The 13647-nt window shown below is 59.4% G+C and carries 12 protein-coding genes and 1 pseudogene; 3 read left to right on the top strand and 10 right to left on the bottom strand.

Annotation, left to right across the window (positions count from 1 at the left end):
- Positions 1-20: 20 nt before the first annotated feature.
- The 7 genes and pseudogenes from ACX3YD_RS23380 to pcaR form a co-directional block, all read right to left on the bottom strand.
- Positions 21-1325: an MFS family transporter gene (locus ACX3YD_RS23380; RefSeq protein ID WP_458961147.1), complete on the bottom strand. Its 1305-nt coding sequence runs from the start codon at positions 1323-1325 to the stop codon at positions 21-23.
- Between the two features lie 122 nt (positions 1326-1447).
- Complete coding sequence (gene pcaG, locus ACX3YD_RS23375) at positions 1448-2014, bottom strand: protocatechuate 3,4-dioxygenase subunit alpha (RefSeq protein WP_103403542.1); 567 nt, start codon at positions 2012-2014, stop codon at positions 1448-1450.
- 1 nt (position 2015) lies between these two features.
- Positions 2016-2720 (bottom strand): protocatechuate 3,4-dioxygenase subunit beta, encoded by a 705-nt coding sequence (gene pcaH / locus ACX3YD_RS23370; RefSeq protein ID WP_047526500.1) that lies wholly within the window; start codon positions 2718-2720, stop codon positions 2016-2018.
- Between the two features lie 36 nt (positions 2721-2756).
- Complete coding sequence (pcaF, locus tag ACX3YD_RS23365) at positions 2757-3962, bottom strand: 3-oxoadipyl-CoA thiolase (RefSeq protein WP_178083111.1); 1206 nt, start codon at positions 3960-3962, stop codon at positions 2757-2759.
- Positions 3959-4051 (bottom strand): annotated as a pseudogene (locus tag ACX3YD_RS23360) (CoA-transferase subunit beta); the annotation flags it as partial. The gene pcaF and the pseudogene ACX3YD_RS23360, both read right to left, overlap by 4 nt.
- A 189-nt stretch (positions 4052-4240) precedes the next feature.
- Positions 4241-5587: an MFS transporter gene (locus ACX3YD_RS23355; RefSeq protein ID WP_047526498.1), complete on the bottom strand. Its 1347-nt coding sequence runs from the start codon at positions 5585-5587 to the stop codon at positions 4241-4243.
- Between the two features lie 289 nt (positions 5588-5876).
- Positions 5877-6719, bottom strand: a complete 843-nt coding sequence (pcaR, locus tag ACX3YD_RS23350) for a pca regulon transcriptional regulator PcaR (protein WP_095945396.1) — start codon at positions 6717-6719, stop codon at positions 5877-5879.
- 682 nt (positions 6720-7401) lie between these two features.
- Between pcaR and ACX3YD_RS23345 the strand changes: the two genes are divergently transcribed.
- Both ACX3YD_RS23345 and ACX3YD_RS23340 read left to right on the top strand, forming a co-directional pair.
- A complete protein-coding gene (locus ACX3YD_RS23345) occupies positions 7402-7602 on the top strand; it encodes a hypothetical protein (protein WP_090317178.1) in 201 nt (66 codons plus the stop codon).
- 376 nt (positions 7603-7978) lie between these two features.
- Entirely contained in the window at positions 7979-9454 is a 1476-nt protein-coding gene (locus ACX3YD_RS23340; protein WP_103403545.1) for an inorganic phosphate transporter, read from the top strand.
- Positions 9455-9641: 187 nt separating this feature from the next.
- Here ACX3YD_RS23340 and ccoM read toward each other — a convergent pair whose 3' ends face one another.
- The 3 genes from ccoM to ACX3YD_RS23325 form a co-directional block, all read right to left on the bottom strand.
- Positions 9642-9758: a cytochrome c oxidase subunit CcoM gene (gene ccoM, locus ACX3YD_RS23335; protein ID WP_305887962.1), complete on the bottom strand. Its 117-nt coding sequence runs from the start codon at positions 9756-9758 to the stop codon at positions 9642-9644.
- 153 nt (positions 9759-9911) lie between these two features.
- A complete protein-coding gene (locus tag ACX3YD_RS23330; protein ID WP_007998358.1) occupies positions 9912-10073 on the bottom strand; it encodes a hypothetical protein in 162 nt (53 codons plus the stop codon).
- Between the two features lie 100 nt (positions 10074-10173).
- Complete coding sequence (locus tag ACX3YD_RS23325) at positions 10174-10515, bottom strand: aspartate-semialdehyde dehydrogenase (protein WP_103403546.1); 342 nt, start codon at positions 10513-10515, stop codon at positions 10174-10176.
- A 230-nt stretch (positions 10516-10745) separates the two neighbouring features.
- Here ACX3YD_RS23325 and rapA point away from each other — a divergent pair, with 230 nt between their 5' ends.
- Positions 10746-13592, top strand: coding sequence for an RNA polymerase-associated protein RapA (rapA, locus tag ACX3YD_RS23320; protein WP_103403547.1), 2847 nt, complete (start codon positions 10746-10748; stop codon positions 13590-13592).
- Positions 13593-13647: the final 55 nt, after the last annotated feature.

The raw sequence follows: 13647 nt of genomic DNA, 5'->3' as shown, positions 1-13647 counted from the left end.
CCCGGGCCCGCGGGTATGGATCAAAGGTCGTGATGCAGGTACTTCGCTTGCTTGGGCAGGCGCAGGCTGAACAGAAACGCGATCGCCATCATCACGGTCACGTACCAGTAGAAAGAATTTTCCATGCCCCCCGCTTTAAGGCTCAAGGCCACATATTCCGCCGAACCGCCAAAGATCGCATTCGCCACCGCATACGCCAGGCCGACGCCCAGTGCCCGGACTTCCGGCGGGAACATCTCGGCTTTCACCAGGCCGCTGATCGAGGTGTAGAAACTGACGATCGCCAGCGCCACGGTAATCAGCACAAAGGCCAGGAACGGACTGCTGATACTTTTCAGGCTCAGCAGGATCGGCACGGTGAACAGCGTACCGAGGGCGCCGAACCAGAGCATCGAGTTACGACGGCCGATCTTGTCGGCGAGCATGCCGAACAGCGGCTGCATGCACATATAAAGAAACAGTGCGCCCGTCATGATGTAGCTGGCGGTCTTGGCCGGCATGCCGGCGGTGTTCACCAGGTACTTCTGCATGTAGGTGGTGAAGGTATAGAAAATCAGCGAGCCACCGGCGGTGTAGCCGAGCACGGTGATGAACGCGGCTTTATGGTCGCGAAACAGCGCGGTGATGCTGCCGGCGTCCTTGTTTTCACGCATTTCCTTGCTGGTGGTTTCTTTCAGAGTACGACGCAGGAACAACGAAATCAGCGCGGCCACCGCACCGACCACGAACGGGATCCGCCAGCCGTAGGCACGCAGGTCATCTTCGGTGAGGAACTGTTGCAGGACCACCACCAGCGACACCGCCAGCAATTGCCCGCCAATCAGCGTCACGTACTGGAATGAAGCAAAGAAACCACGCTGGCCCTTGAGCGCGACTTCGCTCATGTAGGTGGCGGTGGTGCCGTATTCGCCGCCCACCGACAGGCCCTGGAGCAAACGGGCGAACAGCAGCATGATCGGTGCCCAGACGCCGATGCTGTTGTAGGTCGGCAGGCAAGCGATGAGCAATGAGCCGAAGCACATCATCAGAATCGAGATCAGCATCGAATTCTTGCGCCCGTGCTTGTCCGCGACTCGGCCAAAAATCCATCCGCCAATCGGCCGCATCAGGAACCCGGCGGCAAACACACCGGCAGTGTTGACCAACTGCACCGTAGGGTTATCGGACGGAAAGAAGGCAGGCGCGAAATAGATCGCACAAAAGGCGTAGACGTAGAAGTCGAACCATTCAACCAGGTTGCCGGACGAGGCGCCGACAATGGCGAAGATCCGCTTATTGCGTTCTTCGCCAGTGTATAGCGATTCTGAAACAGTAGTCGTTGTCATTGTTTTTCACTCAATGGGGACAGTGTGAGTCTAGACACACTTTGCAACAGCCCCGTTCCGCAGATGCATCAATCCCCTGTAGGCGCTGGCAAGCCAGCGCCTACAGGGAATGCATTGTTCACTCAATAATCAAAAAACACTGTCTCGGCATCAGTGCCTTGCAGGATTACGTTCCACTGATAAACCCCGGTCGCATCTTGCTTCGCCAGCAGCGTAGTGCGGCGCTCGGCCGGTACACATTCGAGCAATGGGTCTTCGACGTTAGCAGGCTCGCCATCGAAGTAGATCCGCGTCAACAGGTGCTTGACCAAGCCACGGGCAAACACCAGCACCACCAGGTGCGGCGCCTGGGTTGTACACTTCAGCCCTTCCACGGTGCCCGGTTTGATAGTGGTGAAACGGAAACGCCCTTCGGCATCCACCGGTATCCGGCCAAAACCTTCGAAGTTCGGGTCCAGGGGTTTGTCCTGGTCGTCTTCCGGGTGGTCGTATTTGCCGGCGGCGTTGGCCTGCCAGACTTCCAGCATCGCATCGTTGACAACGTCGCCGTTGCCATCGAGCACCTGCCCGGTGATGGCCACGCGCTCACCCAGGGTCTGTTCGACGGTCAGGTTTTCGCGGTTCAGCCAGGTCAGGCCGATGTGGTAGTAAGGTCCGACGGTATGGGATGTCGTCGCAGTCAGCGTCATCTTATTTCTCCATCGGCGTGGCATCGCGGCCGCGCAAAACGATGTCCCAGCGATAACCGAGGGCGTAGGAAGGGATGGTTTTTTCCAGGTCGAAGCTGGCGATCAAGCGTTCTTTGGCACTGGTGTCGGGCACGCAGTTATAGATCGGGTCGTACGCCAGCAGCGGGTCGCCCGGGAAATACATTTGCGTGACCAGGCGCGTCAGAATGCTCGGCCCGAACAGCGAGAAATGAATGTGCGCCGGGCGCCAGGCATTGTGGTGATTGCCCCACGGATAGGCACCAGGCTTGATGGTCTGGAACTGGTACCAGCCATCAGCGTCGGTAACGGTGCGGCCGGTGCCGGTGAAGTTCGGGTCCAGCGGCGCGTCGTGCAGATCGCGGGCATGGTTGTAGCGACCGGCAGCATTGGCCTGCCAGATTTCCACCAGAATCCCCGGCACCGGCAGACCATTCTCGTCCAGCACGCGGCCGTGGATGATGATGCGCTCACCCAGCGGCTCGCCCTCATGCTGAGCCGTCAGGTCATTGTCCTGCTCGTGGATGCGCTCGGCGCCAATGGTCGGCCCGGTGATTTCCGACAGCGAATGAGGCAAGAACACCAGAGGCTTGGACGGCGAGCGCAGGTTGGTGGATTGGTAAGTCGGGTGCAGGTAAGGCGGCTGAGTGCCTTCCTGCGGGCGACGGTAACCAGGCTTGTCAGTCATGAAGCATTCCTCTGTTGTTCTTGTCTTCGAAGCGGGTCAGACGCGCTCGATTGCCAACGCCAGCCCTTGGCCAACGCCGACGCACATGGTCGCCAGGCCTTTCTTGCCACCGGTTTTTTCCAGTTGATGCAGAGCAGTCAAGACCAACCGCGCACCACTCATGCCCAACGGATGCCCCAAGGCAATGGCGCCACCGTTCGGGTTGACCTGAGGTGCGTCGTCCGCGATCCCCAGCTCGCGCAGCACCGCCAAACCCTGGCTGGCGAAGGCTTCGTTGAGTTCGATCACGTCGAAGTCGCTGACAGCCACGCCCAGGCGTTCGGTCAGTTTGCGCACCGCCGGCACCGGGCCGATGCCCATCACCCGAGGCGCAACACCGGCACTGGCCATGCCCAGCACTTTGGCACGAGCGGTCAGGCCGTGTTTTTTCACGGCTTCGGCCGACGCCAGGATCAGTGCCGCCGCACCGTCGTTCACGCCCGAAGCGTTACCGGCGGTGACGGTTTTATCGGGACCATTGACCGGCTTGAGTTTGGCCAGGGTTTCCAGGGTGGTGTCAGCGCGAGGATGCTCATCCTGACTGACCACGGTTTCACCCTTCTTGTGGGCAATGCGCACTTCGACGATTTCTTCGGCGAAAAAGCCTGCGGCCTGGGCGACGGCGGTGCGTTGCTGGCTGCGCAGGGCGAAAGCGTCCTGGTCCTCGCGGGACACTTCGTAGTCATCGGCCACGTTGTCAGCGGTCTGCGGCATCGCATCCACACCGTACTGGGCTTTCATCAACGGGTTGATGAAGCGCCAGCCAATGGTGGTGTCTTCGAGCTTCATGTTGCGCGAGAACGCGGCATCGGCCTTGCCCATCACGAACGGCGCGCGGGACATCGACTCGACGCCACCGGCAATCGCCAGCTCCATTTCACCGCTGGCAATGGCGCGGAATGCGGTGCCAATGGCGTCCATACCCGAAGCGCAAAGGCGATTGAGGGTCACGCCCGGAATGGTCTCCGGCAATCCCGCCAGCAGCAGCGCCATGCGCGCCACGTTGCGGTTGTCTTCACCGGCCTGGTTGGCGCAGCCGAGGAACACCTCGTCCACCGCATTCCAGTCCACCGACGGATTACGCGCCATCAAAGCCTTGATTGGCACGGCGGCCAGGTCGTCGGCGCGAACCGCCGACAGACCACCGCCGAAACGGCCGATGGGGGTACGAATCGCGTCGCAGATATAAACGTCACGCATTATGCTTCTCCTGGGGCTTGGCCGTCGGCCGCTGCAGTACGGGCTTCGAGATCACGCTGTGCCGTCAGCTCGACTTCGGTCGGGTCGGCACTGCTATCGATGTGATCGGCAAAACAGCCATTGGGGCGGACTTCCGCTTGGTATTAACCGACAGTGAAAAAGGCGCCGATGCGCAGCGCCGGAATCACTGAAGATTAAGCCCCTGAAAAACGCCAAACAATCCGATAATCGAATGAGCGTTCGCCTATCGAACACATTGTTATCTCACTACCGATCATCGGTCAGGTCGCATCCGCATGACTGACCAGGCCCTTGATCACCACAGCCGTCGTGGCGAGCGCCGCCGGAATCACCAGCGCGGTCAGCACTTGCTCGAAATTCCAGCCCAGGCCCAGTAGCGTTGCCCCCATCCACGCACCGAGAATGGCGCCAAAGCGGCCAATGCCGAGCATCCACGACACCCCGGTGGCACGCCCCTGGGTCGGATAGAACCGCGCTGCCAGCGAAGGCATTGCCGACTGTGCACCGTTGACGCACATCCCGGCGATCAGCACCAGGGTCGCCAATATCGTGATGTTGCCCAGGCTCTGCCCTACCGCGTAGGCAAACACCCCGGCCAACAGGTAGAAAGTGCCGATGACCTTGTGCGGATTGAACCGGTCCATCGCCCAACCCACGCCCACGGCACTCAATACGCCACCGAATTGGAACAGTGCGCCGATGAACGCCGCTTGCTCCATGCTGGCGCCACTGTCACGCATCAGGGTCGGCAGCCAACTGGTCAGCAAGTACACGATCACCAGGCCCATGAAGTAGGTCAGCCACAACAACAGCGTGCCGACGCTGTAGGTGCCGGAGAAGATCACCGCAAACACGTTGCGCGCCTTCACGGTTTTCTGTTCCGGCACACTGAAACTGGAAGCCTGGGCCACCACTGTCGGGTCAATCGGCGCCAGCGCCTTGCGCACTTTGTCGGTGCCACGGTTGCGCACGACGAGATAGCGCGCCGATTCCGGCAGCCACAGCAGCAACACGACGCCAAGGATCAACGGCAGGACCCCACCGATCAGCAACAAGCTGTGCCAGCCGAACGTCGGGATCAACTTGGCGGAAATGAATCCGCCCCCGGCCATGCCAAGGTTGAAACCGCAGAACATGCTGGTCACCAGCAAGGATTTCTTGCGCTCCGGGGTGTATTCCGACAGCAACGTAGTGGCGTTGGGCATGCCCGCACCCAATCCCAGGCCAGTCAGGAAACGCAACACGAGCAACTGGTCGACATTGGTGCTGTAGGCCGAAGCCAGGCTGAACGCACCGAACAACAGCACCGCCCCCACCAGTACGACTTTTCGCCCGAAGCGGTCAGCCAAAGGGCCGGAGCCCAGCGCGCCGAACACCATGCCGATCAGTGCCGCACTCATCACCGGGCCGAGACTGGCGCGATCGATGCCCCAGTCCTGAGACAGGGCCGGTGCGATGAACCCCATGGCGGCCGTGTCGAGGCCATCGAGGAAGACAATCAGAAAACACAGGATCACCACTCGCCACTGATAGCGCGAAATGGGTTGAGCGTTGATGAAGGACTGCACGTCGAGGCAGTTACCTACAGCAGACTGAGGCTGGTTCATTATTTTTATTCCACGCAAAAAACGCCGTCGAACAGGTGCCAGCCGTGGCTGACGCTGTTACAGGGAAAGGGGTGTCGGGATCAGGCGATTCGGGCCTGGCAAGAAAAACAGTGGGAACGGCTGCAGGTAGGGAGCATGCGCATGAGGGGGGCCTCTTCTCATTATTATGGGGTCGTCGTCCGGCGCCGAATCGGTACTGACAGCGCCGGATGACGCTGCCGCGACATTAATGAGCCAAGGGAAAGAGCGTCAATTCATCGAACGCGACTCTGTGCGTTTATCGAACAGCTTAGGTAAACAGCTGGGTACTGAGGTCGCGGCTGGCACTCAACAGGCCGGGCAGGAAGCGCTGTTCCAATTCGTTGCGACTCACCCGTCCGGCGTGGGTGCTGACGTTCAGGGCCGCAACGACCTGACCGGACGCGTCGTACACCGGAACGGCAATCGAGCGCAGGCCCTGCTCCAGTTCCTGATCGACGATGCACCAACCCTGTTGCCGCACTTCCTGCAAGCACTCCAGCAGTGCTTCGGGGGTGTGGATGGTTCGACTGGTCTTGGCTTGCAGCTCCGCGTGGTCGAGGTACTCACCCAGCGACGTATCATCCAGGGCGGCCAGCAGGATCCTGCCCATCGACGTGCAATAGGCCGGCAAGCGCCCGCCCACCGAGAGGTCAACCGAAATCAGGCGCTGGGTGGTTGCCGAGCGGGCGATGTACAAGATGTCATCCCCTTCCAGGGTCGCCATGTTGCAGGCTTCGTGCAGTTGCTCGCTCATGCGGTCCAGATACGGCTGGGCAGAGACCGCCAGCGGCGTGGAGGAAACATAGGCATGCCCGAGGGTCAGCACTTTGGGTAGCAGGGAATAAGTCCGGCCATCGGTGGTGGCATAACCGAGCTTGATCAGCGTATGCAAGCAACGGCGCACGGCAGCGCGGGGAATTTCCGTGCGATGACTGATCTGGGCGATGGTCAGGTGCCGCTTGCGTTCCTGGAACGCTTGCACGACGGCCAGTCCACGCGCCAGGGACGTCATGAAATCCGGGTCGCCAGTCAGGGCCTGGATCCGTTTGGCGGGTGAAGCGACAATCGGCGGAGCCACTGAAGCGAAAGAATTGCGCAATTGATCGTTCATTTAAGGTCCTTATCCACACGGATCGGTGACTATTACAAGCGGCTACTGGCCTGCTGCACCAGTCCACCCCATCAACATTGGGCGATTATCGAACTATCGGCCGATAATCGCAATCGACGCTGTGCGCAATCCCGCCGCTCACTGACCGGGCTGCACGGTTTTCCTGAGATGTTGTTACTCTGGAATCCGTGCGGAATTTACGATTCGATGTAGTTGCCCAAGTTGCTCGACTTAATGGCGTCAGAAAGACATCGCAGCCAAGTGGCATCAGACACCTATCTAGTTAGCCGAAAGTTAGGGGTAACAAACCAATCACACATCAAGATCGACTTTTAACTCATTGGCGATAGTGTTCTGTGATTCGCTCGCTATAATGCAATTCAGTCGCCAAGCGTTTTTTAACTTGCCCAACCGACTACGCGGTGGCGCGATATTCCATCGCCGCCACCCACAGCAAGCGCCTGACGCTGCCTGCATTTGCATCGCCAACGCGCTCGCTGAACAGGAAACTGATGCTACGTCAGCCGTTCTTCTCTGGTGCCGTGGCCGCCTGCAACATGGAAGTATAGATCCCACTGCCGTAAACGATGCCTTCAAGGGCGTCGTCATTTCGATGAGTGTGGTCAATACATTGAGCAGCGCGTTTTCACCAGAATTTATCTCAACTCAATCAGGTAGCACTGTGACGAAAGACGAACTGCGCGCGGAACTTGAGCGCCAGGAACAACGTTACAAGGAAGTTTACGGCGGGGAAGTCACCACCTACGCCGCCCAGCCCGAACCGGAACGCAAACCCTGGCGTAAACGCGCCACCGTTCAGGATCAGGCATTCATCCAGGAACTGCAGAAGATGGAAAAGGAACTCAAAGCCGAAGAGCCATGACTGCTTCGGCCTGAGTCCTTTCAAGGGTCTGCATTTACACCTGTTAAAAGCGGGATGTATTGATGTTGCCTTTGCGCCCGCTACAAGCGGGCAGCGACCACCTTGACCGTCGGACGAGGTAAAAGGCTCATATCTGACCCTCCTCTCAGAAATTTCATACAAGCATTCAGCACTCTCCTCTCTGGGAGTGAAACCCTTGTGGTGTAAGGCTTTTCAAATAAATTCAATGACTTGCAAGGCCTGAAAAATCACGGATTTTTTAGGTACTGATGCAAAATAATTCGTTGAAGAATGTTACCGATGAGCAGCTAGTGCATCGATTCACAGTCTTTTCTGGCATAATCGCGCCCCCTTATGACCGGGTCAGAAAACCTTCATGATCGATTTATTCAGCGGACTGGATGCTTGGGTGCTTGTGAGCCTCTTGCTCGCCCTGGCTTTTGTCCTCGCCTTCGAGTTCATCAATGGATTTCATGACACCGCTAACGCGGTCGCCACTGTTATCTACACCAAAGCGATGCCGCCGCACCTGGCAGTGTTCTTTTCCGGTGTGTTCAATTTCCTCGGCGTACTGCTGGGCGGCGTTGGCGTGGCGTATGCCATCGTTCACCTGCTTCCGGTGGAACTGCTGATCAATGTGAACACCGGCCACGGCCTGGCAATGGTGTTCTCGTTGCTCGCCGCCGCCATCACCTGGAACCTGGGCACCTGGTACTTCGGCATCCCCGCTTCCAGCTCTCACACATTGATCGGCTCGATCCTCGGCGTGGGCCTGGCCAACGCACTGATCAACGATATCCCCCTGGCTGACGGGGTGAATTGGCAGAAAGCGATCGATATCGCAGCATCGCTGGTGTTCTCGCCGATGGCGGGTTTCCTGATCGCCGCGCTGATACTGATGGGCCTCAAGTGGTGGCGCCCACTGTCGAAGATGCACAAGACTCCGGAACAGCGCCGCAAGATCGACGACAAGAAACATCCGCCGTTCTGGAACCGCCTGGTGCTGGTGATTTCGGCGATGGCCGTGAGCTTCGTGCACGGTTCCAACGATGGCCAGAAAGGTATTGGTCTGATCATGTTGGTATTGATCGGTATCGTACCGGCGCAGTTCGTACTCGACCTGACCAGCACCACATACCAGATCGAGCGGACCCGTGACGCGACCCTGCACTTGAGCCAGTTTTACCAGCGCAATAACGAAACCCTGGGTGAATTCCTGGCCCTGGGCAAAAGTGTGGAAGGTGATCTGCCGGAGAAATTCCGTTGCAACCCGCAACAGACCGAACCGACCATCGCCGCCCTGCTCGGCACCCTCAAGGGTGTGGCCGACTATCACTCGCTGACCTCGGAACAGCGGATCGAAGTACGTCGCTACCTGCTCTGCCTGGACGACACGGCGAAGAAAGTCAGCAAGTTGCCAGGCCTGGCGGCACGTGAAAAAGCTGACCTGGACAAGCTGCGCAAAGACCTGACCACCACGACCGAATACGCCCCGTTCTGGGTGATTCTGGCGGTCGCACTGGCCCTCGGCATGGGTACCATGATCGGCTGGAAACGCGTGGTACTGACCATCGGCGAGAAGATCGGCAAGCAGGGCATGACCTACTCCCAGGGCATGTCGGCACAAATCACCACCGCGAGCCTGATCGGCCTGGCCAATATCTTCAGCCTGCCGGTGTCCACGACTCATGTCTTGTCTTCAGGTGTGGCCGGTACCATGGTCGCCAACAAAAGCGGCCTCCAGGGCGGCACTGTCAGAAACATCCTGCTGGCCTGGGTTCTGACCCTGCCAGCCACGGTGGGCCTGTCGGCCGGGCTGTTCTGGCTGGCCTCGAAGGCACTCGGCAGCTGATACGCAGCCGAACGAACAAGGCGCGCTCCGCAAGGACCGCGCCTTTTTTATTGACGTGCAATTCTGCAGAAACAGCATTCCTCCTCTGGGAGCGAACCCTGCATTGTCGATCAGTTTTTCGCAGACAAAAAAAAGGGCAACCGAAGTTGCCCAAAATGCCTTGCGTGCTCATTACATCAAGAAAGACTTACGGTTTTTTCCGCTTGTGCGAGTCCTTCCAGATAAATAATCCGAATCCTGCAAAGAACACCAACATGAGGCTGACGGTCAGCACTCCGGCGATCACCACGTTGTCGAAAAACATGACGCGTCTCCTGCAGTTGCCTTGTTGCGATGGGATTAAGTTATCCAAACAGGCAGGAGAGAATATTGACCGGGATCAATGTGGCCGGATAACGGACGCCGGACCGGGAGTAAAGGAGGGAGAAACTGACCTGCATCAATTAATGCAGTGGGTTTAGCGCTTTTTCGGTTTGTTTTTTGGCTTTTTCTTCGCTTTACCCAAAGGCATGGCCTGCTCGAACGCCTGGCGCACTTCATTCAAGCGCTTGTCGTTGAGGTCATGGATGCGCTTGGCGCGTTCGGCGTTGAGGTCGATCAGCTTGTCGTCTTGGCTCATGGGGTTAAGTGCATCGCTTGAATTGAGATTGCGCTGCCGTATCGATTGGCAGGGTTTTGCCAATAATGCGGTCTGATGACCTCGCTGACCAGTCGCGAACTCAAATCTCGATATCGACCCACAAACCTTGACGTGGCTGATCCTCCATCAGCGGCGCCACGGGCACGGTGTTATCGGCGTTCAATTCATCGCCCGGGATCGCCAGGTGCGCCTCGGGGTCATCATCGGCTTCACGACGGCGTCGTTCACGCTCCTGCCGCCGCCGCTGTTCCTCGCGCAACAGCAAAGTGGCTTCGTCGGAGTCGCGATTTTTCAGGTCAATGGTGCTGTCGCTGGAGCTCTCCTGTGCAGGAACCACAGGTGCAATGTCAGGGCGTGGACGGACCGGGTCATGCTGTGAAGTGATCGGCACGGCACTCAAGGGGAGCATCGGTGGCAGCATATTTAGTGGTCTCCTGTCAGCAGGCTGTCGGCTGCGGGGGTGGCGACTTGAGCCATCGGTCGCAAACTGTGACTCAGTTGGCACTCGTGAATGCCGTACCACCCGCAAAAAATGCATCCGGTTCAACTGGCGGCCTGGAGCTTAAAGCTTGCCGCCGCTCCTATTCTTTTGGCCCTCAAGCCCTCATTCCGTTAAGATAGCCCGCTTTTTCAAGGTGGGAGTCAGGCAGCATGGCGCAGCAGTATCAACCGGGGCAACGCTGGATCAGTGACAGCGAAGCCGAGCTGGGTTTGGGCACCGTTCTGGCACAGGACGGCCGCTTGTTGACCGTGCTCTACCCGGCCACTGGCGACACCCGCCAGTACGCGCTACGGAATGCGCCCCTCACCCGCGTGCGGTTCTCGCCGGGTGACACCATCACTCACTTCGAAGGCTGGAAACTGACCGTTCGCGAAGTCGACGATGTCGATGGCCTGCTGGTTTACCACGGCCTCAACGCGCAGAACGAAGTGGTCACCCTGCCGGAAACCCAACTGTCGAACTTCATCCAGTTCCGTCTGGCCAGCGACCGACTGTTCGCCGGGCAGATCGACCCGCTGCCCTGGTTTTCCCTGCGTTACCACACCCTGGAACACACCAGCCGCCAGTTGCAGTCCGCGCTGTGGGGCCTGGGTGGCGTGCGTGCGCAACCGATCGCACACCAGTTGCACATCGCCCGCGAAGTCGCCGACCGTATCGCTCCACGGGTTCTGCTGGCCGACGAAGTGGGCCTGGGCAAGACCATCGAAGCCGGTCTGGTAATCCATCGCCAACTGCTTTCGGGTCGCGCCAATCGCGTGCTGATCCTGGTGCCGGAGAACCTTCAGCACCAGTGGCTGGTGGAAATGCGTCGTCGCTTCAACCTGCAGGTCGCGCTGTTCGACGAAGAACGCTTCATCGAAAGCGATGCCAGCAACCCGTTCGAAGACACTCAGCTCGCACTGGTGGCCCTCGAATGGCTGGTTGAGGATGAAAAAGCCCAGGACGCACTGTTCGCAGCGGGTTGGGACTTGTTAGTGGTCGACGAAGCGCACCACCTGGTGTGGCACGAAGATCAGGTCAGCCCTGAATATTCGCTGGTCGAGCAACTGGCCGAAACCATCCCTGGCGTACTGCTGCTGACCGCGACCCCGGAACAACTGGGTCAGGACAGCCACTTCGCCCGTCTGCGCCTGCTCGATCCAAACCGTTTCCATGACCTGCACGCCTTCCGCGCCGAGAGCGAAAACTATCGCCCGGTGGCCGAGGCCGTTCAGGAATTGCTGGACCAGGGGCGTCTGTCGCCTGAAGCGCACAAGACCATCCACGGTTTCCTCGGCAACGAAGGCGAAGCCCTGCTGGCAGCCGTCAACGATGGCGATACCGAAGCCAGCGCCCGCCTCGTGCGCGAACTGCTCGACCGCCACGGCACTGGCCGCGTGCTGTTCCGCAACACCCGCGCCGCCGTACAGGGTTTCCCGGAACGCAAACTGCACCCTTACCCGCTGCCGTGCCCGGACGAGTACCTCGAGTTGCCATTGGGCGATCACGCCGAGCTCTACCCGGAAGTCAGCTTCCAGGCGCAGCCGGACGCCAACGAAGAAGATCGCTGGTGGAAATTCGATCCCCGCGTCGAGTGGCTGATCGACACCCTCAAGATGCTCAAGCGCACCAAGGTGCTGGTGATCTGCGCCCACGCCGAAACTGCCATGGACCTGGAGGACGCGCTGCGCGTGCGCTCCGGCATCCCGGCCACGGTGTTCCATGAGGGTATGAACATCCTCGAGCGTGACCGCGCCGCCGCTTACTTCGCCGACGAAGAATTTGGTGCGCAAGTGCTGATCTGCTCGGAAATCGGCAGTGAAGGTCGCAACTTCCAGTTCTCCCATCACCTGGTGTTGTTCGATCTGCCGTCCCACCCGGACCTGCTGGAACAACGTATCGGCCGACTGGACCGGATCGGTCAGAAACACGTCATTGAGCTGCACGTGCCGTACCTGGAAACCAGCCCGCAAGAGCGCCTGTTTCAGTGGTACCACGAAGCGCTGAACGCGTTCCTCAACACCTGCCCGACCGGCAACGCCCTGCAACATCAGTTCGGCCCGCGCCTGCTGCCTTTGCTGGAAGAGGCCGATGATGGCGAGTGGCAAGCGCTGATCGATGAAGCCCGCACCGAACGCGAACGTCTTGAAGCCGAATTGCATACTGGCCGCGACCGCCTGCTGGAACTCAATTCCGGCGGCGCCGGCGAAGGCGATGCCTTGGTCGAAGCCATCCTTGAGCAAGACGATCAGTTTGCCCTGCCGATCTATATGGAAACCCTGTTCGACGCATTCGGCATCGACAGCGAAGACCATTCGGAAAACGCACTGATCCTCAAGCCGAGCGAGAAAATGCTCGACGCCAGCTTCCCGCTGGGCGACGACGAAGGCGTGACCATCACCTACGACCGCAACCAGGCGCTGTCCCGCGAAGACATGCAGTTCATCACCTGGGAGCACCCGATGGTGCAGGGCGGCATGGATCTGGTTTTGTCCGGCTCCATGGGCAATACCGCCGTGGCGCTGATCAAGAACAAGGCACTCAAGCCTGGCACGGTGTTGCTGGAACTGCTGTATGTCAGTGAAGTGGTTGCCCCGCGCTCACTGCAACTGGGCCGTTACCTGCCGCCGGCCGCCCTGCGTTGCCTGCTCGACCCGAACGGCAACGACCTGTCGGCCCGGGTGTCGTTCGAAACGCTGAACGATCAACTGGAAAGCGTACCGCGCGCCAGCGCCAACAAGTTCATCCAGGCCCAGCGCGATCAGTTGACCCCACGGATCAACGCCGGCGAAGAAAAGATCACCCCGCGTCACGCCGAACGTGTAGCCGAGGCGCAACGTCGTCTGGCGGCCGATACCGATGAAGAACTGGCACGCCTGACCGCCTTGCAAGCGGTCAATCCGACCGTACGCGACAGCGAACTGGTTGCCCTGCGCAAACAACGCGAGCAAGGCCTGGCCATGCTCGAAAAGGCTGCGCTGCGACTGGAAGCGATTCGGGTGTTGGTGGCAGGTTAAGCCCCCCCCTGCTCCACCGCTATAAATGAAAAGGCCCGCAGCGATGCGGGCCTTT

Source organism: Pseudomonas fluorescens group sp. PF-1, assembly GCF_054481335.1.
This window is presented reverse-complemented; position numbering and strand designations above follow the sequence as displayed.

Excerpts from the sequence above, each read along its gene's own strand:
- ACX3YD_RS23380 (WP_458961147.1), bottom strand. The coding sequence starts at position 1,325 with ATGACAACGACTACTGTTTCAGAATCGCTATACACTGGCGAAGAACGC.
- pcaG (WP_103403542.1), bottom strand. The coding sequence starts at position 2,014 with ATGACGCTGACTGCGACGACATCCCATACCGTCGGACCTTACTACCAC.
- pcaH (WP_047526500.1), bottom strand. The coding sequence starts at position 2,720 with ATGACTGACAAGCCTGGTTACCGTCGCCCGCAGGAAGGCACTCAGCCG.
- ACX3YD_RS23355 (WP_047526498.1), bottom strand. The coding sequence starts at position 5,587 with ATGAACCAGCCTCAGTCTGCTGTAGGTAACTGCCTCGACGTGCAGTCC.
- pcaR (WP_095945396.1), bottom strand. The coding sequence starts at position 6,719 with ATGAACGATCAATTGCGCAATTCTTTCGCTTCAGTGGCTCCGCCGATT.
- ACX3YD_RS23340 (WP_103403545.1), top strand. The coding sequence starts at position 7,979 with ATGATCGATTTATTCAGCGGACTGGATGCTTGGGTGCTTGTGAGCCTC.
- ccoM (WP_305887962.1), bottom strand. The coding sequence starts at position 9,758 with ATGTTTTTCGACAACGTGGTGATCGCCGGAGTGCTGACCGTCAGCCTC.
- ACX3YD_RS23330 (WP_007998358.1), bottom strand. The coding sequence starts at position 10,073 with ATGAGCCAAGACGACAAGCTGATCGACCTCAACGCCGAACGCGCCAAG.
- ACX3YD_RS23325 (WP_103403546.1), bottom strand. The coding sequence starts at position 10,515 with ATGCTGCCACCGATGCTCCCCTTGAGTGCCGTGCCGATCACTTCACAG.
- rapA (WP_103403547.1), top strand. The coding sequence starts at position 10,746 with ATGGCGCAGCAGTATCAACCGGGGCAACGCTGGATCAGTGACAGCGAA.